The sequence below is a fragment of the Bythopirellula goksoeyrii genome, from assembly GCF_008065115.1.
Classification (GTDB): Bacteria; Planctomycetota; Planctomycetia; order Pirellulales; family Lacipirellulaceae; genus Bythopirellula; species Bythopirellula goksoeyrii.
In genome coordinates this window covers 5,622,047-5,642,020 of record NZ_CP042913.1, presented here as the reverse complement: position 1 = coordinate 5,642,020, position 19,974 = coordinate 5,622,047, and the positions used below count along the sequence as shown (strand labels likewise).

General features: G+C 54.4%; 14 protein-coding genes. 5 read left to right on the top strand and 9 right to left on the bottom strand.

Annotated features, from left to right (window positions below):
* Positions 1-194: 194 nt before the first annotated feature.
* The gene (locus Pr1d_RS22265; protein ID WP_148075592.1) at positions 195-953 is read left to right on the top strand and encodes a hypothetical protein; all 759 of its coding nucleotides are present in this window, start codon (positions 195-197) and stop codon (positions 951-953) included.
* 364 nt (positions 954-1,317) lie between these two features.
* On the top strand, positions 1,318-2,331 hold the full coding sequence (locus tag Pr1d_RS22260; RefSeq protein WP_148075591.1) for a formylglycine-generating enzyme family protein: 1,014 nt from the start codon (positions 1,318-1,320) through the stop codon (positions 2,329-2,331).
* Here Pr1d_RS22260 and Pr1d_RS22255 read toward each other — a convergent pair.
* The 6 genes from Pr1d_RS22255 to Pr1d_RS22230 all read right to left on the bottom strand — a co-directional run bounded on the left by Pr1d_RS22255 (position 2,328) and on the right by Pr1d_RS22230 (position 12,044).
* Entirely contained in the window at positions 2,328-5,876 is a 3,549-nt protein-coding gene (locus Pr1d_RS22255) for an efflux RND transporter permease subunit (protein ID WP_148075590.1), read from the bottom strand. The genes Pr1d_RS22260 and Pr1d_RS22255 overlap by 4 nt on opposite strands.
* A gap of 164 nt (positions 5,877-6,040) precedes the next feature.
* Positions 6,041-7,333 carry an efflux RND transporter periplasmic adaptor subunit gene (locus tag Pr1d_RS22250; RefSeq protein WP_148075589.1) on the bottom strand — a complete coding sequence of 431 codons (1,293 nt, stop codon included), beginning with the start codon at positions 7,331-7,333 and terminating at the stop codon, positions 6,041-6,043.
* Positions 7,330-7,785, bottom strand: coding sequence for a MarR family winged helix-turn-helix transcriptional regulator (locus tag Pr1d_RS22245; RefSeq protein ID WP_148075588.1), 456 nt, complete (start codon positions 7,783-7,785; stop codon positions 7,330-7,332). The genes Pr1d_RS22250 and Pr1d_RS22245 overlap by 4 nt, the downstream gene beginning before the upstream one ends.
* 169 nt (positions 7,786-7,954) lie before the next feature.
* On the bottom strand, positions 7,955-8,890 hold the full coding sequence (locus Pr1d_RS22240) for a DNA integrity scanning protein DisA nucleotide-binding domain protein (protein WP_148075587.1): 936 nt from the start codon (positions 8,888-8,890) through the stop codon (positions 7,955-7,957).
* 278 nt (positions 8,891-9,168) lie between these two features.
* Complete coding sequence (locus Pr1d_RS22235) at positions 9,169-10,917, bottom strand: hypothetical protein (protein ID WP_148075586.1); 1,749 nt, start codon at positions 10,915-10,917, stop codon at positions 9,169-9,171.
* A 431-nt stretch (positions 10,918-11,348) separates the two neighbouring features.
* Positions 11,349-12,044, bottom strand: a complete 696-nt coding sequence (locus Pr1d_RS22230; protein WP_148075585.1) for a HEAT repeat domain-containing protein — start codon at positions 12,042-12,044, stop codon at positions 11,349-11,351.
* Between the two features lie 133 nt (positions 12,045-12,177).
* Here Pr1d_RS22230 and Pr1d_RS22225 point away from each other — a divergent pair, with 133 nt between their 5' ends.
* The 3 genes from Pr1d_RS22225 to Pr1d_RS22215 all read left to right on the top strand — a co-directional run bounded on the left by Pr1d_RS22225 (position 12,178) and on the right by Pr1d_RS22215 (position 17,446).
* A complete protein-coding gene (locus Pr1d_RS22225) occupies positions 12,178-13,848 on the top strand; it encodes an ABC transporter permease (RefSeq protein WP_148075584.1) in 1,671 nt (556 codons plus the stop codon).
* Between the two features lie 251 nt (positions 13,849-14,099).
* The gene (locus tag Pr1d_RS22220; RefSeq protein WP_168205423.1) at positions 14,100-16,523 is read left to right on the top strand and encodes a hypothetical protein; all 2,424 of its coding nucleotides are present in this window, start codon (positions 14,100-14,102) and stop codon (positions 16,521-16,523) included.
* Positions 16,520-17,446, top strand: a complete 927-nt coding sequence (locus Pr1d_RS22215; RefSeq protein WP_148075582.1) for an ABC transporter ATP-binding protein — start codon at positions 16,520-16,522, stop codon at positions 17,444-17,446. Before Pr1d_RS22220 ends, Pr1d_RS22215 begins: the two co-directional genes overlap by 4 nt.
* A 68-nt stretch (positions 17,447-17,514) precedes the next feature.
* On the opposite strand, the gene Pr1d_RS22210 is transcribed toward Pr1d_RS22215, so the two are convergent.
* From Pr1d_RS22210 to Pr1d_RS22200, 3 genes are all read right to left on the bottom strand, one after another.
* The gene (locus tag Pr1d_RS22210; RefSeq protein ID WP_148075581.1) at positions 17,515-17,910 is read right to left on the bottom strand and encodes a helix-turn-helix domain-containing protein; all 396 of its coding nucleotides are present in this window, start codon (positions 17,908-17,910) and stop codon (positions 17,515-17,517) included.
* Positions 17,911-17,915: 5 nt separating this feature from the next.
* The gene (locus Pr1d_RS22205) at positions 17,916-18,221 is read right to left on the bottom strand and encodes a type II toxin-antitoxin system HigB family toxin (RefSeq protein WP_148075580.1); all 306 of its coding nucleotides are present in this window, start codon (positions 18,219-18,221) and stop codon (positions 17,916-17,918) included.
* A gap of 81 nt (positions 18,222-18,302) precedes the next feature.
* Entirely contained in the window at positions 18,303-19,961 is a 1,659-nt protein-coding gene (locus Pr1d_RS22200; RefSeq protein ID WP_148075579.1) for a sulfatase family protein, read from the bottom strand.
* Positions 19,962-19,974: the final 13 nt, after the last annotated feature.

The following is a 19,974-nucleotide window of genomic DNA, read 5'->3' as shown; positions in this document are numbered from 1 at the left end:
CGCCACTGGCACATGATAAATCGAAAAGATGAGCGAAAGAAGAGTTTGTTGCAATTTCCCTCGAGTTTTAAGCACTATTGCCGCGAGTGGAGAAAATTCTGAAAAAAGTTTGTCTCTCTCGAACGCCTTCTACGCTTAATAGGGTGAGACGCCAAGTATTGCTCCGTTCAACGCCAAAAAACAGGAGAACCGTCATGCGAAACACACTTTCCCTACTAGCCGCCACACTTACGTCTATTCTACTCACCAACTCCGGCGAGGCCCAAGAGAGTACTGAACACCTCTCGCCGAGTACCAATGCCTCGTTTCCCTACGCACCTCCCGAGGCATTTCACCGGCATTCCTCGACGTATGCCGAGGGAGTGCTACGGGGGAGTGCCGTCTTGGTTCAGGCTTTAGGTAACTATGAACTTGAGAGTGCCCAAGCCGCATCCATAGGCGAAGATGCCTATTCCAAGTATCTCGACAACAAAGTGAAGCATGTGAGAACGGCTTTTGCTGTCAAAGATACTCGTCGAGATCACTACCATTCTGACCGAATCGCACGCAAACTCCATACGCTTGAGTTGCGCCAGGTGAATAGAATGTTGGAACTGCAAGAAGCGCTTGAATACCAGTTGACCGACTTCGACCTGGATTGGGAAACGGGAACCGTCTACTGGCCTACTATGGCTGCCAGCCCCCGATTCGCCCGGCATCGCCAGGAAGTGGAACGCGTGATGGCTCGCATCGCTGCCTATGGTAGCTATGTACCTGAGATAGAACGAACCAAACTCTCTCAGGCGTGCGACCAGTTCCGCGATACTCTCTACAAAGAAATGCTCGCCCGCGGCGGAGACAAGGTCCCCACAGTTCGAGCCGAGTACGATGCCGTATCGCGGCTCTTAAAAGGTTTAGAGTATTCGCCAGTGCTACTGTCCCAGGCATCCGGCTCAGCGTTAAGTATGAACTAACAATACTCTCCGACATAAAGCCGCGACTGCCGATCGCGGTTTTTTTTAGAACCGATATTTAAGATAACCAGATTTCTCTGCTGCTTCAGCACGCGTGTGGATTGCTAAACAGAGTTCAATCGACTTGTTTTCGGTTGAGAGAGAGTTTATCATGTAGCTTGTCTCGGTTCGCTTCTGGGGGGAACGCTAATGTGTTTATCAACAATTCGAGCCACTTGAAGAGCCACTGATGGTCTGCGCGAAAAGTGCAGAGTAACAGTGGCTTTTTTCGATTGTGGGCTGAGGAATTGCCCGCTTGGTAAAGTAAATAGTTGTTGAGAAATCTCCTGCGTTGATTGACAACTCTCTTCGAAAGGTATGGCTGATGAGCATTACAGGACCCGTGCACTGGCTGGCTACTTACTGCTTACTGGTGATGACCGCATCTTCGCAAGCTGCGACCATTGATACGGCATTGGTTGGCAATGTGAATAATCCACCTGATGCGAATGGCCGCGGATCAGTTGCCAAGTATTTCCGCATTGCCACCAAGGAAGTTACCAATACCCAATATGTAGAATTTCTCAATGCCGTCGCTGCATCGGATCCCTACGGCCTTTACAGGACAGAGATGTCGACAGAATTGAAGGGAGGAATCTTACGCAGCGGCTCCTCCGGCAGTTATTCCTATTCCGTCAAGTCGCCCGGCCAATCTGGCGCGTATGATTATGCCAAGAAACCCGTCATGTATGTGTCGTGGTACGACTCCATTCGCTTCACGAACTGGCTACACAATGGTCAAGGTAGTGGTAACACAGAAACGGGTGCCTATACGCTACTAGGGGGCACACCAATTCCGTCCAACGGGGCCAGCATCACACGCAACGCTGGTGCCCGATGGTTTCTTCCCAGTGAGGACGAGTGGTACAAGTCAGCCTACCACAAGAATGATGGCGTGACCGGCAACTACTGGGACTACCCCACGCAGAGCGATACCCCGCCAAACAATCTGTTGCCGACTTCGGATATCGGCAATTCAGCCAATCACGTCAACAACAGTGGAGGATACACCCGTGGACCAACCTATCCGATGACTGATGTGGGAGAGTATCCGATTACGGTAGGCCCTTATGGTACAAAAGACCAGGCAGGCAATGTGTTTGAATGGACCGAGATGCTTTTTAACGTCTCAGATCGCGTCGCCCGCGGCGGATCGTGGAATCATTTTAATAGCGACATGCGGTTTTCCAGTTTCCGCGTTTTCGCTGCATCGCTCGAAAGCAGCACCGTCGGCTTTCGTGTCGCTACCATACCGGAACCCGGCACATTGCTGTTGGGAATGCTTGGCGGGTTGGTCTATTTGAGCCGATTGGGACACAACGGAAATGCAAGTTATTAATTTGCTCCAGCCCCGACTTCCAACTCGTCCTCCACTGCTGCGGACTGAGGCGGAAGCTCTTCGACCTCATCCGCCAAATCCTCGCCTTTCTCGCCGCGGGTGACCAACTGTTTTGCCGATAAGGTAACCGTAAAGAGTGTCGGCACGAGAATCAGTGTAAACAAGGTAGAAGAAATCAGTCCCCCCAGCACGACGCTACCCAGGCCACGATAGAGTTCGCTACCTGCCCCGGGGAAAACGACCAGGGGCAACAAGCCAAGTGTCGTGGTGGTTGTCGTCATGAAGATTGGGCGAATTCGCGTGCGGACACTTTCGAGCACAGCATCTCGCGGAGTCATGCCATCCAACCGGATATGGTTGAGCGCTTGGTGCACGATCAGGATTGGGTTGTTCACCACAGTGCCGATAAGGACCACAAAGCCAAGCATCGTCAGCACGTCAAGCGGTTGAAGCACGAAGTAGTTGAGAACATGCAGGGCAAGAATCCCGCCGACTGCCCCCAGGGGCACGCTCAGGATAATCACAAACGGATAGAGCCACGATTCAAACAGGGCCGCCATCAACAGGTAAGTAATCAGCAGGGCGATGATGATATTCTCGCGAAGTGCCAGCCACGTTTCTCGGAGCTTGTCGGCGGTTCCCTCCAGGGCGATGCGATAGCCCCCGTCGAGTTGATTCCCTTCACGCATCGGCTGCACGATCTGTGTCTGGATGATCGTCATCGCCTCTTCTAAAGGCATTTCTGGAGGGGGTGACGCAGAGATTGTGATCGCGCGCACCCGTTCGCGATGATTGAGTTGTTCGGGGCCACTGGCTAGCGTTACATCGGCTAGCGCATTGAGTGGAATCAATTGCCCCAACGGAGTTGCAATGGGGACCGCGCCGACCAACTGCGTGCGGTCGGCATACTTGTCCTCCCCCTTGAGAGTGAGGTCGATTTTCTTGCCTTCGAGGAAGTAGTCACTCACATACGCACCATCCACCAGCGCATCCACAGTGAAGCCGAGTTCGGAAGAGCTTACCTGCATCTCGGCGGCTTGCAATAAACGTGGTTTGATATGTACTTCGGGGCTAGAAAGATCGAGGCTGGGCTTCGGCTGGGCTTGTACGTTGGGGATCATTCCCATGACTTGGCCAAAGATTTGTCCACCGAGTTGCACAAGCTTTTCAACTTCTGGTCCCGTGATCTCGATATCGATCGTGCGCCCCGCGGCAAGACCTTGTTCAAAGAGACTCGATTGTTTGGCAACGGCGATCGCGCCGGGAAGCTTCTTGCCAACCTGAAAAATCAGCGGCACAAACTCGCCAGCTCGTAGCGGGTCTTTGGCGCGCAATCCCAGGAAAACGGAGCGACCACGTACGACGAAGAAGAAATCGGCAATTGTGGGAACTTCCGAATTGCTGTCATCGAAATCCTCGTCGACGTCCCAATACGGTTGCAACTCGGACTCTACGATCTCGCCAAGCGACATTAATTGATCGATGTTGTAACCAGGAGGAGGAAGGATAATGCCGAAGACAAGATTCCGGTTGCCGCTGGGGAGGTATTCAACTCGCGGCCAAAGCTGCCAACTGAGACCGAGGGCGAAGGAAATCAACAGAACGATTGTCACGATCTGGCGAAGGAGACTCCCCTGAATCCAACGGTTTAATCCGACGATGAATCCGTTGAACTTGGCACCAAGCGCATTAATCAAGCGTACAACGGCCACCTGTTTCTTAGGCGATATTGGCGTGTTATCAAGCGCGCCATTGTTTATTGGATCGCGCGGCGACTCCTCACGCCTTTTTTGAAACAAGCGCGAAGCAGCCGTTGGTATCACCGTCACGGACACCAACAGCGAGAGTGCCACTGCCGCACTGATTGCCAACGCAATGTCACGGAAAAGTTGCCCCGCTTCTTCCTGGATGAAAACCACGGGAAGAAAAACGGCGATCGTCGTGAGCGTCGAAGAAACGACGGCCCCCCAGACTTCCTCGGTTCCGTTCGCGGCAGCTTCCACAGGAGACTCGCCGAGCGAATAGCGGCGGTAGATGTTCTCGAGCACCACGATAGCATTATCGACCAACATTCCGACGGCGAACGCCAGGCCGGCGAGACTAATCACGTTGAGCGAGCGGCCCAACATGCCCAATACCAAGAACGTGCCGATGATACTGATGGGAATAGCCAAACCCACTACGAGCGCCCCTCGGGCAAACCAGAAGCCGCTGCCGATGATCAGTGCCAAGCACAACGCAAACCACCAGGGTGAGAGATACACAGCCGCCAACGAAGTCGCCAAAATGGCCGGGATCACGAGAAGGGTGCGATAGCCCAGGTGCAAAAACGACATCAGCACGATCATCGTCAACGCACCACCTAGGAAGATGTTTTCTTGCACCAAGTTAACCGACGAATTGATGTACTCGGTTTCGTCGTACACCTGGCCAAGCATCAAGCCCTTCGGGTTGAGAATGTCGCGATTCAATTCTTGAGTCACAACACGAAGGTCAGCCATGATGTCGAGAACATTGGCACCCGTTTCACGTATACAGTTCACGGCGATGCTCGAACCACCGTAACGTCGCACTACGCCGTCAGGCTTCTTGTATCCCAAATGGACAGTCGCCACGTCGCGGACGAAGACAGGAGCCCCATCGCGAACCGCGAGCAACTGGTTTTCAACCTGCTCTGGCGTGCGAAACTCGCCCAGCGAGCGCACTACCCAGCGGCGTTTCCCTTCGTAGAAATCGCCTGCCGAGGTGTCTTTATTTTGGCTCCGCAGTACATCTCGCATCTGGGTGAGCGTGATCTGTCGGGCTGCCAGTTTTTCTGGATCGACGACAATCTGCATCTCGTCTTCCAGCCCGCCAATCACGTTCGACTGGGAAACACCCGCCACGCGCTCGAAACGTGCTTCAATTTCATCCTCGGCAAAGCGCCTTAGCTTGGTAGGATCCAAATCTGGTGGCGGTAGCAACTCGCTTACCTCAGGATGCTCCAAAGCCAGCGAGCGTAGTCGGTGGAGTAGCAGTCCTGGATTGCTAGTCTGTGCACAACGCTCAAGTTCCTGTTTGATTGCCGGATGATCGGCGGCAAAAGCCCTTATTTCCTCTGCTGAAGGGGGTTTCAAGCCAAGAATGAACCACGCAATCGGCGAGTTCGATGAATTCGCGGTCGTGATGATTGGCTGGTCGGCATCCTCGGGATACTCACGGACTTGGTTCAGCCGGCTATTCACCTTCAACAGGGCCTGATCCATGTCGGTGCCCACGTTGAACTCCAGCGTTATCACTCCCTGCGAGTCGGAGCTTTCCGAGGAGAGTTTGCTGGAACCCTCGACCCCTTTGAGCTGTTCTTCCTGCTCGACAATGATTTCCTGTTCGACCTCTTTCGGGCTAGCCCCTGGCCAGCGGGTCGTGATCGTAATCGTCGGCGTATCGACCTCCGGAGTCAGTTGCAAGGGAAGCCGAGTGAGCGCAATCGTCCCAAAGAGGGCCGTCAACAGCACTCCCACGGAGATTTTTACAGGATTGCGAACAAAGGATTCAACCAGTTGCATGAATGGTCTCGTGCGATTCGACTTTTACGAACACAAGTGCTTGGAAAGAAATGGGACGCCGATGAACGCTGATTAAACGGATATACGCAGATTTGAAATTCGAAGCCTTAGTCATTAATACCAACAATCCACGTCAATCAGCCAAATCCGCGTTCATCCGCGGCCTATTTCTCCTCCCCCGCGATACCTCCAATTACCACCTTCTGTCCCGGGCGGAGTCGTTCGTTTCCTTGGACAACGACCATCTGGCCCGGTTTTACGTTTCCCGTCACTTGAATCAAGTTTCCTTGCGACGTTCCAAGTTGCACTGGCACCGTAACCGGTGTCCCCGTTTCACCCTTGGACGTTGCTCCTTCGATGACAGCGATGATAGGTTGGGGCCCACCTAATACGACGGCATCTTTGGGGACCAGAATGGCCTGGAGTGTCTTAGCGACGGGTAGGGCGGCGCGGGCATACATTCCAGCAAGGATCAACGGGCCGTCCTCGCTGATTTCATTCAGCACGCGAATTTTCACAGCGAAGGTGCGGGCACGGACATCGCCTTGAGGAATCGTGGCCACGACTTTGCCGAAAAATTCATGATCGGGGATCGCCGGGATCTCCACGCGCACTTCCTGTCCTGGACGAACGAAGGAAATATCGCCTTCGACTACCTGCACCACGACATCGACCTCATCGATGCCAACGACTTCGGCAACCGGATCTCCCTGATTGACCCACTGACCCGCTTCGGAGAGTTTCTGAGTCACATACCCGGGAAACCGAGATATGATCGTATGCTTTTGGAGCTGGTCGCTAAGTTTTTCAACGAGGGCTTCTTGGATCGCAACCTGGGCACGTGCCTGAGCGATGACTTCTTCACGAGGCCCTGCCACGGCCAGATCGTATGCCGCCAGCATCTCGGCATAAATCTGTTGGCCTTCGAGTGACTGGCTTTTGGCTTCTTCGACTTCTTCCTCTGTCACTGCACCACGGGTGTTGCGCAAGCTCTGCATCCGGGCGTAGCGGCCGTCAAGAAAATCTTGCCGAGCCGCCGCGGCAGCCATCCGCGCCTCGGCTTGGGCGATTTCTTCGGGGCGACTCCCATTCTCCAATTCCGCCAGCTGTTCTTTTCGTAAACGCAATTCGGCTTCGGCTCCCGCGACTTCAAGCGTGATCGTGTCAGTCAGCAGTTGAGCCAAAGGTTGTTTGGCTTCGATTCGGTCTCCCTCCTCGAAGGGGACTTCAACTACACGGCCGCTCACCGCACTACCAATCGTGGCAATGCGCCTCGGTGTTACCGTTCCTACAAACGTTTGCTCCGCTGCCACAGATTGCTCCACGACCGGCGCGGCAACAATGATTGACGGGGGTGGTTCTCCGCCAGGGGGCTGAGCAGTAGCAGGCTGACCAAGACCAACTAGGCAGAGTGCCAGGGCAATGCTCGACAACCAGGGATCAAAGTGTTGATTCATCTTGCACATTTCACTGGGGACTGGGTAGAAACATTCGCACGAACTTTGCCCAAGAGACGCTTGAGTATGGCAAGTTCGCGATCTGACAAACCGGCTGAAGCCTGCGCACGAATGCGTCTGCCGCTCGCTACAATTTGCTCCCATAGTTCGTCTGCCGCAGGGAGGGGGTGGACTAGTTTTTTCCGACCATCGTTCGGACAGGCTTGTCGTTCGATAAGCCCGCTCTCCTCCATCCGATCAAGAGTCCCCACCAGGCTGGGAGGTTCGATCAACATGCGACTGGCCAGGTCGGCTTGTGCCAGCGGGCCTTCCAGTGCAAGCCATGCGAGTACTTGGGCCTGTCGATACGTGATCCCCTGCGGCGCAAGTTCTTCGTTGAAAGCCCGCATATAGGCCTGATGGGCCATCACGAGCCAGTAACCGAGGCTCTCTTCAAAGTCGTATTCCAGCACGGGAAGGCCAATCGAGGGGGAAGGGGAAAATTCGTTAGCGCATTAACGATTATTGGCAGCAAGAGAGAAAAAAGCTAGAGGGAAGACGGAAACAGGGGTTTTTCTCGCGAAATCTCGGTTTGTTAGCCGCGACGCGCCTGCCGAGTCCTGCTCAACAGCGCCGTGCCGCTCAGTCCCCCGCGCTCGGCGGGTCGTATTCAAAATCTTTCCACTTCATCGCGCGGCGGAAGGGTTCGATGCGGAGCATCACTTCGCCGTTTTGGAAGAGGCGCACCGTGCCGTTGGATTCGCTCACGGCAATGGCCACTGCTCCGGTTGCGCGGCTGATGGCGGCGGCGGCCCAGTGACGGGAGCCCAGGCCCTTGCTCAGCGTAATCTCGGCAGCGGGGGCGGAGATGTATTGGCAGGCTGAGATGATCGTCCCATCCGAGGAGACCACAAATGCCCCATCGAGCTGTGCGATCTCCTTAATCGACTCGCGAACTTTCGTGTCTTCCATACGGCGATCGTCGATGTTGTAGCCCCGCACCGGGTCGAAGCCCAGCGGGTGACAGTGCTTGAGCACCTTGCGATGGTCGCCCACGACGAACAACGTACCGACCGGTTTCCCTTCGCGACCTTCACGGCCAATGTCCACGGCCAAGTCCACTGTGGTCTTGAGGGTGTCCAGCGGTACTCGCGTTTCCAGTTGCCGTAGGTCATGAACGGTCAGACGGCCCAGATGCTCGTCCAGACTTACCACACTCATCGAATCGATCACCCCGACTTCAAAGCCACTGTAGAGAGCGATGACCGTTGCCCCGGGGGTCAACAGATCGTCGGCAACGCTTTCGAGCAAGGCCTGTGTGAGCCGCTCGTAGACCGGGCTGTCGGGGATGTTGAGCTCGACCGTGTCGAAGTCAAAGTCTTCGGCTTTGGAGAGGTGCTGTTTGCGGTCGCTGGCCAGAATGACATGGTGTTTGCCTGTAGCGTCTCGGAGTTTCTGCCAGTCAATTGTCCCCTCGATCAAAAACAGGAGGGCATCGGCTTCTTCGTGTTTGGCCATCCGGCTGGCGATTTCGCAAAACACCTGGAGTTGCTCGGTGAATTTGATCGAAGGTGCCATCCACTCTCTCCGCGGCCACTTGGGGGTAGACCGCACCCTAATTTGGTCAAAACATGCGGTAGCGGAAGAGGCTCCACTACAAGAGTCTGCAATTTAGTGCAGTCTGGCCCGTCATTCAATGGAGAATTTTGCGAAGTTAGCATTGGAGTGAAGGATTCATCCCCAATCGAGTCATCCCCGCGCAGGCGGAGCACCAAAACTTCATTGCAACCGTTTTAAACTAGATTCCCGCCTGTGCGGGAATGACGAAGTGACCCAGTACCGGCTCCATTACCAGTCTACTTCGTCAGAGCCTCTCGGATTGCTACGGGTGCATTGCCTGGCTCATCGTACTTGGAGAACATGAGTCGGTCGTAAACCACTAGGGCATGGAGGGCATGGCCGAGCGGGCCAGCTTCCCAGTCCCGATAGCGATTGCTGTACATCAGGTTGGAGAGGAAGTAGACAGCTCTGGAGGTCCGCGAACTCTTCAATTCTCGGTCCGTCGCCGAATAAAGCAGCCATTCCAGGATATGGCCCGTCGTCTTCAGCTTGCGATCGGGGTCATCCTGGTCTTCTCGACCCTGAAACCAATTGGTGCTGAAGCTGCCATCGCGGTTTTGCATACGATACGCATAAAGCTGATGTTGGGTCACGAACCGTTTCGCCTGATAGTATTCCCCATCCACCTTTTCGCCACGTTGCTCGCGAGCTTTGTAGGCCAGTGTCAGTCCCGACAATCGGTGGGTGCCTCCGCAGGCAGCACCTCGAATGGGCTGCTTGAGCTCCTCCGCGACCAGTTTTCGCATATCCCACTGCATCCCCTGGTCGTTGACCCATTGGGTGTTAGAGTCAAGATAGTGCATCAATCCGATCAGCTTAAAAGTGAGTTCCGTGCGAGGATAGCAGGTTCTCATTTCCTCCTTGATCAGGTCTTTGACTTTCAATTCATGGCCATCCACTAGCATGGGATACTCGCTGCTCACCTTGCACTGGGCGAGGATCGCTAGCAACTGACCCCGATGGCCCTGGAGGGCCGGACCCACGCGGACGTGCAGGTCCCCTTCGTCATTGATATACATGAGACGCATTTTTCGGCACGACTGGTTAAAGCAGAGCCAACCCACTGCCGAAACAGGCTTGCCATCGGGCCCCCCTTGGAGCACGCGACTGTGAATTTCATAGGTGAGAGCTGCGTGGATCAGTTCCCAGGGGCTGCGATCACGCGTGTTCATTGGGTGGTCGTAGTAATATTTGAGTACGCGTCGGACATGGGAGCGGAGGGCCTTTTGACTACTGGTGAGAGGAGGAAGCTGTACTTCAACAACTTCCTCTTCTTCCGCTTCTGGTTCCTGGATCGGAGTTGGATATTCGCTTAGTGCTGTGGCGTCCTCTTCGACTTCTTCAACTTCATCGCTCTTGCTCGGCAGTGGCTCAACGGAATTAGGCTGGTCAATGTCGAACATCTCCCTCAGCCGTCGGCCTCCTCCACGTGAAGCGGGATTCGAGCGGCGGGCAATTTCAGGTTCGCTCGTGCGAGGTGTGATGAAGACTGGCCCGTCGGCCGTGCGGTCTGGCGTCGCTACGTCCTCCGTTTGATCAGAAGATTCGGAAGCTAGATCTGGAGTTGATTCATCGACTGATTGAGTTGATTCTTGGGGGGGAGCCGCTTTCGTTCTTGTCGGAGTTGTAGAGCGAGGAGAGATCCACTTATGAAACGGCGAGGGAGATGCTGGTGCTGCCGATGGTTTTTCTGGCTGCACCGCAGGTCTTGATAGATTGGTATTTACGGAAGTTCGCACGCGCTGGGCTTCAGCTGGCTTACTTCGAAATGCCGGGTCGGCCAGGTAGCCCTTGACCGTGGATTGCCAGAGGAGGTTCTGCTGCGGAACGCTCGAACCCATCGTCGGCGAATCTTCAAAGGGGTCAATAAGCGAAGAGCCGCTGTTTGCTTGGGCCGCCCCAGGATGGGCGACTACCAACAGACACAACAGAACCACTTTCTGGCACCATGAAATCTGTACGTACTCTGGCAACGGGCGTTGCATCGAGTCTCTCCCCCCTAATCTACAATTCGTGCTGCCTAGTCCTGTTCAACTTCCAGAAGGATGCGAAGTGTGTTTGCCCGCAGTGCTGCACGTGACGGTAGTTTGCCAGCAGTCCCAATCAAACTGGCTCGTGAAGCATTGGGATATCAAAAACACACAATCCCGTAGGAACTGATATCGGGTCTGGCGGGCTGGGAATTCACCCGGAAAAAAAGAGTCAAGCTGAGAGAATCTCAGCACGTGAGAAGGTAGGAGGTTTGAGAGAAACCTAAGGCTTCACGAGCCATCGGAAGAAAAGTGCTAGCATCGAATGTCTGCCCGCGATTGCACCTATGGTACTAGTCCGTAGTCAAGTTGGAACCAGTATTTCAACGCTGCCGGAGGATAGCGTCGATCCGCTCAATCTCAAAACAAAAAAACTTGACAGACCACTAGAATGGCGACATCTGCATTACGCTCTCAGCAACTGAGATTTCCGATTTCACGGTGATCTGACCCGCATCGGCGAACTTTTGCCAGGCGGCAACATCGTTGCCGAAATCCTGGTCGCTGAGTTGCTTCAAAGCTTCCACTCCAGCGTATTGCAGGGCGGGATCTCGGTCTTTGAGCGCGATAGATAGAGTCTTCACGCTCTCGGTTGAGCGGATATTCCCCAAGGCATCCGTGGCGGCCAATTTTACATCCAAGACTTCGCCACCTTCGAGTAGCTTGCGAAGGATTGGCACGTTTTCAGGTTCGCCCCGATCTCCCAACTTTCGACAGCAGATGAGTTTCACATCGAGGTCGTCATCATTGAGCCCGGCGATGAGCACATCGCGGGCCAGAGGAACTTGGATATCTCCCAGGGATTCTTGAATGGCAGCACGGACCAGCGGATCACTTTCAGTGCGGATCTGCATGGCCAATTCTTCCACAAGTCGCTGCTGTTCCGTGGAATCGCCGTTGGATGCTCGCGAGGCCGACTCCTGGATCGCTGAGATTCGCATCGCAGGGGTGATAATCGACGTGTATTCCTTGCGGTCCCACGGCATCGTTGTGCTGCAGCCCGGCAACAGGATCGTTGAAAGCCCAATGGCGCAGAGCCAGAATGCAGAAAATCGGCGGAGTTTTCTTGGTGCCCAGTTCATGCGCGAGACATTAGCAAACCACGCTGGGGGCTACCATGCCAACCTGAGGAATTGGTAGAGTAGCTTGCCGCTCCGCTGCAGAATTGCTAGCAGTGACGCGGTACTTGATGTGTTCCTGTTCTATGGAGAGACCATGCTGGCTGATTCTCAAGCGTCGCCAAGACCTTTGCGACTCGTCTTGCTAGCAGGCATGTGTGCGTGCGTGAGTCTTGGTTTCGCCAGCGCCCGGCTGCGCGGACTGCTGCTTAATTCTCTGTGGCTGTCGGTGGGTGCAGTAGCAATTGCCGTCCCCTTGGGAACTTTGCTGGCTTTGGCGATAACGAAGACAACGCTCCCAGGGCGCAAATCTCTACAGTGGATGTTGTTGGCGTGGTTGTTCGTCCCTCTTTTCGTCCAAGCTGCTGCCTGGCAAGCTGCGTTGGGGCAGGGGGGCTGGCTCATTCCACCTGGAAACCTTTACGACCAAGGAGTTCTACTTTCAGGTTGGACAGCGGCAGTGTGGGTGCATGGCTTGGCGGGTGTCCCCTGGGTAGCGCTGTTGGTTGCCGCTGCGTTGCTCACAATTCCCCGTGAGGCAGAGGAAGACGCTTTGCTTGATGCGCCCCCGTGGAAAGTTTTGTTAGCCGTGAGCGTGCCGCGCGCAAAAGCGGGTATTTTGACAGGTGCCTTGTGGGTTGCAGTGGTGTGCCTGGGAGAAATCACTGTGACCGATCTCTTTCAGGTGCGCACTTTTGCTGAGGAAGTGTATACCTCGGCGAGTGTTGGTTCGTTGAGTGGGCCCATCGTGCCGCTGGTTGACGATGCAGGACAAGTAGACTTTGCGACCAGCGACCTTGTGTGGGGAACAGTGATTGCTGTTTGTCTGGTGTTGATCTTGCTGGCGGCCATTGTGAATTGGTTGCCGAGTGCACACTTCTTCTCGCTCGACGAGAGTTGGCGGTGGCAACTAGACCGGGCAACTATTCCACTAGCCGTTGTCACTTGGCTCGCAATGACGAATCTGATAGGTGTTCCCTTGGTGAGTCTCGTCGGCAAAGCAGGCACTCAAGCCACACGAACGGAAGCTGGCGTCGTGCGCGAATGGTCGCCGACCAAAGCCGCGACACTCATCGCACGCAGTCCGTGGGAACATCGCCGCGAGATGAGTTGGTCGCTAGCGATCGGAGCGATAGCGGCGACACTCGCGACTGTTTTTGGAGTGTTGATCGCCTGGGCTCTGAGAACAGGTTGGTTGCCGCTCTCATTCACTGCCATCCTGTTAGCAACGATGTTTGCGCTCCCTGGGCCGTTAATTGGAGTGTGGTTGATTCGACTGCTAAATCACTCGGCGGACTCCCCCTGGGCGTGGCTCAACAGTTGGTACGACGATACGATTCTTGCCCCCATATTGGCCCAATGGATGCGCACTCTGCCGCTGGCGACCCTTTTGATTTGGTCACAGTTCGCCAGCATTTCACAGCAAGTGCTCGACAGTGCCACCAGCGAAGGGGCCAACTGGTGGCGACAACTTGTCCAGATCGCGATTCCTCTGCGAGCCAGCGTTATCCTAGCGGCATTTGGTTTGTCGTTGATCGTTGCCGTTGGCGAACTGGCGGCAACGATTTTGGTCCTCCCACCAGGAGTATCAACCCTTTCGGTACGCATATTCGGCCTCGTGCACTACGGTGCCGACGATCAAGTTTCCGCAATCTGTCTTGCTTTGGCTCTGATCACAGGAATCGGCACAATCGCAGTCGCCTGGCTCCTCGGCAGGCTGAATCCCGCAGGCCAGCCGTATGCCTCGCAGCACGATCGGTTAGAATAGGGACCGGAATTATATTTGGACTAGAGAGGCCCTGATCCTTGTTTATAACACGATACTGGCATTTTCGACTTCCTGGCGTCTTGCCAATTGACAGTGGAGAGGCCTCTCGCAGAGCCACCGAGACAGCAGAGAAAAGCTTAGGGTTTTCCCTGCGTCTTTGTGTCTCTGCGAGAGACTGTTTTATTACCGGTCGGAAGCTACGCTACCGTGTCACTTGTTGCCTGATGTTCTTCTTCGTCTTTCCGGCATTCATGACTCATGCTCAGACTGCCGATGAGAACCAGCTTCTTGATGGCCTTGTGGCAGACACGGAGCAAGCTGTCGAGCCGGAAACCAAGAAACCGGCAATCGATAAACAGAAAAAGCCACCTCTAGAAATTGGCCCCTTAGCTCCACGCCTGGGACAAGAAGTTGGCGAGTTAGCTGAGGAAGGGCCTGTGCTCATGATCAAGCCTGGGCACTGGGGGTCGACTTCTCAATCGATGAAGGCCAACTATACCGACTTCGTCGGCAATCTCTCTTTTGAGACGGTCGACGCTTCCCAACGCCCCGTTGCACTGGAACATACCCATTTCGGTTTGCAAACGACTCGAACCCTTGTGCTAGCCAAAGGGAGAGCCAAGCAGATTCAGGCAGATCTCTTCATTCCACAGCAAACAACGGGTGAGTTTCTCTCGGCTAAATTATTCGACGAAAGCTCAGCCGCCGAAGTGTACCGCGCTCAGCTTAAGCTCGTTCGCCTGCCTGCCTACCAATACACTATCGTGGTCCTTGCCAAGGATCCCGATCAATATGCCTATTTGAAAGTCACCAACACGGTGCGGGCACCCTGGGAAGAAGAGTACGAAGAGAATTCTGCTCCTCACTATCAGGTCGCCCTAGTGAATGCGACCAAGGAGATTCCGCTTTCGGATAACCCTCTCACTTGGACAAACATCGCCTATCTCTTCTGGGACGAAGTCGATCCCACTCGGCTTACATCCGAACAGCAGAAAGCATTGGTAGATTGGCTCCATTGGGGCGGCAGATTGATCATCAATGGTCCTGATTCGCTGGCTACTTTGCGAGGAAGCTTTCTCGAGGAGTATCTGCCAGCCGATGACGCAGGTCCTCGCCAGATCACCAACTCACATTTGATTCCCTGGTCTGCGTACTGGGGAGAGCGGGCTAAGGGAAAAGCCATTCCACCGCTCGCTCCAATCAAGCCGCTGGCGGCGATTGAACTCAAACCTCACGAAAAGTCCGCGGAGCTTGTCGGTGGCGCAGAGTTGTTTTATGAGCGAGTTGTCGGCAACGGCTCCGTTGTGGTTTCAGCGGTGCAACTGTCAGATCGGGATTTTATCAATTGGCCCGGCTTCGATGGTTTTTTGAACAGCGGGCTATTGCAACGACCGGGACGTCTTTTCTCCGAAGGCCCCTACGGTGGACCGAGAGTCAATTGGACTGAATATCCTGAAAGGCGGCTTGATGCCCACTTCACGACTCCACTACGTTTGTTCGCTCGCGATGCGCTAGCTGCGGCAAACACCAAGCTTGATACCACCACCTCCTCAGATCAATTCGGACAATTTCAACAGAACTCGCAACTGAAAGTCGATCGCTCCGGGGGTCTCGGAGCGTGGGACGAATTCTCGCCTGTGGCACAGATCGCGCGGGAGTTGCTCCTCTTGGCAGCGGGTGTACAAGTGCCAGGGGCCGGATTCGTTTTGACATGTCTAGGAGTTTATCTGCTGATACTTGTGCCGTTGAATTGGCTTGTGTTCCGCGTCATCGAGCGAGTGGAATGGGCTTGGTTTGCTGTCCCTCTCATTGCGCTGCTTGGTACTTGGGTTGTGGTCAAGCAGGCCCAGTTGGACATCGGATTTGTGAGGGCGCAGACCGAAGTTGCTCTCTTGGAACTGCACGGCAACTATCCACGTGGAATTCTCACTCGCTTCACCGCGTTCTATTCGTCGCTCTCGACCACCTACGACATTACCTTCCCCGAGGATTCCACCGCATTGGCACTCCCTTTTCCGGCCAACGACACGGACCAAACTGATTGGCAACACTCGGTCCGCTTTGAAAGGAATTCCGAAACTCAGCTCAGCGGTCTAGCCGTGTCCTCCGCTTCGACGAATCTGGTGCATAGCGAACAGATGCTCAAACTCGATGGACCTCTGCGGTTCGGTGAATCTTCTCGCGGCCAACGCCAAGTCGAGAATCGCACGCAATTCGAGTTGCGGGATGCCGTACTTGTGCGCCGCTTTTACGACAAGCAGAACCGAGTGCGCTATGATGGCGCGTGGCTAGGGGATTTGCGTGCCGGGGATTCGGCGTTGCTCACATTGCTTCCTATGGACCTCTCGAACGATCGGCTTCCTTTTGAATCAGATCGCGCGACGTCGGCGAAACTGCGAGGTGAACTACCATTGAGCGTTGACTCACTGGTCCAGCTTGCATTTCGCTTCCCAGCGGGGGATGATCCAGGGGCGACCCACCGCGAGGAGTATCGATTGGTAGGAATCGTCGACGGTGTACTACCAAGTATGGAGGTGGAGCCGGCGGCCTCGCAATTGCAAGGGGCCACGGTCGTTGTTGCCCACCTGGCCTACGGCGATTTTTCCCCACCGCTACCGGATGCCAACAGCATCACCGACGTTATCACCCAGCAAACCAGTGACGAAAAGTTATGATCGAAATCCGCAACTTTCGCAAAGAGTACGGCGACTTTGTCGCAGTGGCCAATCTGAGCTTGAAGATCCCGGCCGGTGAGATGTTTGGCTTCATTGGTCCCAACGGTGCAGGTAAGAGCACCACGATTCGCTTCCTGGCAACACTTCTCAAAGCAACCCACGGCGAGGCAACGGTCAATGGCCATAGCGTCACCAACGATCCCATCGCGGTCCGGCGCAGCATCGGCTACATGCCTGACACTTTTGGCGTATACGACGGCATGAAGGTCTGGGAATTTTTAGATTTTTTCGCCGTCGCCTACCAAGTCCCCATGGCTCGCCGCAAGCAAGTCTTGTCCGACGTTCTAGAACTGTTGGATCTCACACATAAACGCGACGACTATGTGAACAGCCTCTCGCGTGGCATGAAGCAGCGGCTCTGCCTAGCTAAAACTTTGGTTCACGATCCCCCCGTTTTGATCCTCGACGAACCCGCCAGTGGCCTCGATCCTCGTGCCCGACTTGAAGTAAAAGCCCTCCTAAAGGAACTTCGCAATATGGGCAAGACGATTCTAATCTCTAGTCACATTCTCACCGAGTTGGCCGATTGCTGCACCTCGATCGGCATCATCGAACGCGGGCAGCTCTTGCTACATGGCCCCATCGATAAGGTCTACCGCAAGATTACCAGCAACCGCCATATCGTCGTCCGGTTCACGGGCAATCCCGAGGAGGGCGTAAGCCTCATTCGTAGCGATCCCCATGTGCAAAACATCGAAGTCAACACTCGCAGTTGCGCAGTAGAAATGAACGGCTCCGACGCCGACGTCCAACGCCTCATCCGCCAACTCGTCGCCGCCAACTGCGGCTTGATCTCCTTCGCCGAAAAAGAACCAACGCTCGAAGACGTGTTTATGCTAGTCACCAAGGGGTTGGTAACCTAAGTCTAGCCGCAAGCCGCAGGGAAGCGCATTCTGTACTGCAATATAGTACGTGAAGTTTTTGCCATTTGTTATCTCTCCAAGAACAACATCGGCTGCACATGAAAATATTCTGCGAGGCGATAGGCATTTTCGACGCTAAGTTTTCGCTTGCCTCTGTTCACTTCGCTGATCGTTGATCTCGAAATCCCCGTCTCTCGGGCTACTTCTGCCTGTGACACTCCTCGGGCGTCAATCAAATGACTCAACATACGAGCTGGCGAGACCTTGGGCGTGGGATAGATATGTTCTTCATAGTCGTTGACAAGCTTCGCCAGCAAATCCAGTAACTTTTCCTCGGCCGTGCTAAGCCTCGGACGATTCATCAAGGCGTCAATAGTGGATAGCGCACGGCGATGTGACCTCTCGTCGTCAATAATCTGCGGCTTTGCTTTGGATAATAATTCGGAGTAACTAGCGGTACTCATGACAACTAACCCTTCTTCCAATTGCCTCGAACATAGTCGGAATGCGTCAGAAATTCTTTCACAAACAATGTCCCGCCACGATAGGGTGTCTCTCGGGAATAGCGGATCCCTACGATCAAACGCTTGGCCTCGGGAGCATCAAAAATCAAAAACTTGTTTACCTGATCAGCGGATGGATAGGTTCTTCTAACATCTTCTAAACTGGTCCACTGAGCAGATCTTGCATTCCTCCACCATTCTTCAAGCCACTTGCGACAACGCGGATGGCGACGCTGAGCCTCGAGAATCGCCGGCCTACTGATGATATTCATCTCAGTAATTATAGCATGTTCGCAATATGCGAACAACACAATCAGGGCTTACAGTTACGAAAAGGAACATTCAAGTCAGGACTACTCAGCTCCCCCACCCAGCTTCCGCTTCACCCGTACCGGTTTCCAACCAATCCGATGAGCAGTGACGTCCAGTCGCTTCGCATCCGTTTCGAATGGCCCCGTGTAAATCGTCCACGGACCCGAGTCCGACTCCCGATAGCCAATGCTGGCACCTTCTGTCGAACACTCGATCGTCACTTCCCACGTATCATTATCAGTTGGAGTGACGACAACTTCTGGTGTCGACGTAACAGGTTGTTCCCCTTTCGGTGGCCAGACCTGTGTTTCGAGCACCTCGCTTTCAGGAGTCGCCAAGGGATCACCGGTTTCTTGCACCCACTGCTCAAGCGCTTCGCGCATCTTCGCCATGTGCGCGAGATGGCGTGGGTCACTTGCTAGATTGTGAACCTCATCGGGATCCGATTCGGTGTCGTACAATTCCTCCAACGGCTTGGCTGGTACTGCCCATTGCCATTGGTCAGCATTCAGTTTGCCTTCTTTCTTGAGTCGATAAATTTCGTCCATGGTCGCCGCCCGATCGCGGTAGGAAATCAGCTGCAAGTAGGGCCGATCGGGTCGATAGTTGCGGACGTATTGAAATCGCTTGTCTCGCACAGCCCGGATCGTATCGTGGCTCGTATCATCCATGCGATCACGATGCATGAAAACATATTCCGGCGGCGGCGAGGCGTTCGATCCCGTAAAGCATACACCCGGCATGTAATCTGGCTTCTCTACTCCTGCGAGTGTGAGTGCCGTAGGGGCCAGATCAATAAAACTCATCATTCGGTCGTCAACAGTGCCAGCTTCGAATCCATCGGGAAATCGCACAATCATCGGGACATGGGTCCCGGAGTCGTAAACCCACCGCTTGTGTCTGGGCAGCCCGTCGCCATGATCGGAAAAGAAAAAGACAATCGTCGAATCTGCGAGACCCGCTGCTTCAAGTTCAGCCAGTTTCTCGCCGACCCAAGCATCGAGTTCAATGATGTTGTCGTAATAGCGGGCGATATCTTCTCTGACCACGGGCGTATCCGGAAGAAACTTTGGTACTGTGACACTGGCTGGATCGGTCTTGGCGGGAGAACGTCGTGCGCCATGGATGCCCGACTCATGGGTCACCGTATTATTGAACACCGCAAAAAATGGCTGCCCTTCGGCGCGGTTGCGGAAGTGAGCCTTATTCGATGATTCATCCCAGGCGGTGACTGGCGCAACGAATTGATAATCTTCCTTGCTATTGTTCGTACAGTAATAGCCCACCCCGCGAAGATATTCCGTAAAGCATCTCACTCCTGCCGGAGGAGTCGCTTCATACAGCCGCCGATTCATCGCTTCTTCTCGAAGTTCAGGATCCTCGATCTCATCCATAGCCGAACTTTTTGAAGTAGTTCGCATGTATTGCGCGCCACTTTGCATGGGATAGAGACCTGTGATTATCGTATGACGACAAGGTGCGCAGACGCCGGTGGCGGTAAAGGCGTTCGTATAGCGAATTCCCTCGCGAGCCAAGCGATCGATATTCGGCGTGGGAACGGTATTGTCCCCATAGCAGCCCATTCGGGAAGAGAGATCTTCGCAAGAGAGCCAGAGAATATTTGGTTGGGTTTGTTCTGCAGCTCTAACTTCGCCACTTTGAAATATCAGTACAATCAAACAAAATAGGATGCGAAGCATGGGGACCTATTCC

Bases quoted from the DNA above. Each gene is read 5' to 3' on its own strand.
- Pr1d_RS22225 (WP_148075584.1), top strand. From the start codon at position 12,178: ATGCTGGCTGATTCTCAAGCGTCGCCAAGACCTTTGCGACTCGTCTTG.
- Pr1d_RS22250 (WP_148075589.1), bottom strand. From the start codon at position 7,333: ATGAATCAACACTTTGATCCCTGGTTGTCGAGCATTGCCCTGGCACTC.
- Pr1d_RS22230 (WP_148075585.1), bottom strand. From the start codon at position 12,044: ATGAACTGGGCACCAAGAAAACTCCGCCGATTTTCTGCATTCTGGCTC.
- Pr1d_RS22215 (WP_148075582.1), top strand. From the start codon at position 16,520: ATGATCGAAATCCGCAACTTTCGCAAAGAGTACGGCGACTTTGTCGCA.
- Pr1d_RS22220 (WP_168205423.1), top strand. From the start codon at position 14,100: ATGACTCATGCTCAGACTGCCGATGAGAACCAGCTTCTTGATGGCCTT.
- Pr1d_RS22260 (WP_148075591.1), top strand. From the start codon at position 1,318: ATGAGCATTACAGGACCCGTGCACTGGCTGGCTACTTACTGCTTACTG.
- Pr1d_RS22200 (WP_148075579.1), bottom strand. From the start codon at position 19,961: ATGCTTCGCATCCTATTTTGTTTGATTGTACTGATATTTCAAAGTGGC.
- Pr1d_RS22255 (WP_148075590.1), bottom strand. From the start codon at position 5,876: ATGCAACTGGTTGAATCCTTTGTTCGCAATCCTGTAAAAATCTCCGTG.
- Pr1d_RS22235 (WP_148075586.1), bottom strand. From the start codon at position 10,917: ATGCAACGCCCGTTGCCAGAGTACGTACAGATTTCATGGTGCCAGAAA.
- Pr1d_RS22240 (WP_148075587.1), bottom strand. From the start codon at position 8,890: ATGGCACCTTCGATCAAATTCACCGAGCAACTCCAGGTGTTTTGCGAA.
- Pr1d_RS22205 (WP_148075580.1), bottom strand. From the start codon at position 18,221: ATGAATATCATCAGTAGGCCGGCGATTCTCGAGGCTCAGCGTCGCCAT.
- Pr1d_RS22210 (WP_148075581.1), bottom strand. From the start codon at position 17,910: ATGAGTACCGCTAGTTACTCCGAATTATTATCCAAAGCAAAGCCGCAG.
- Pr1d_RS22265 (WP_148075592.1), top strand. From the start codon at position 195: ATGCGAAACACACTTTCCCTACTAGCCGCCACACTTACGTCTATTCTA.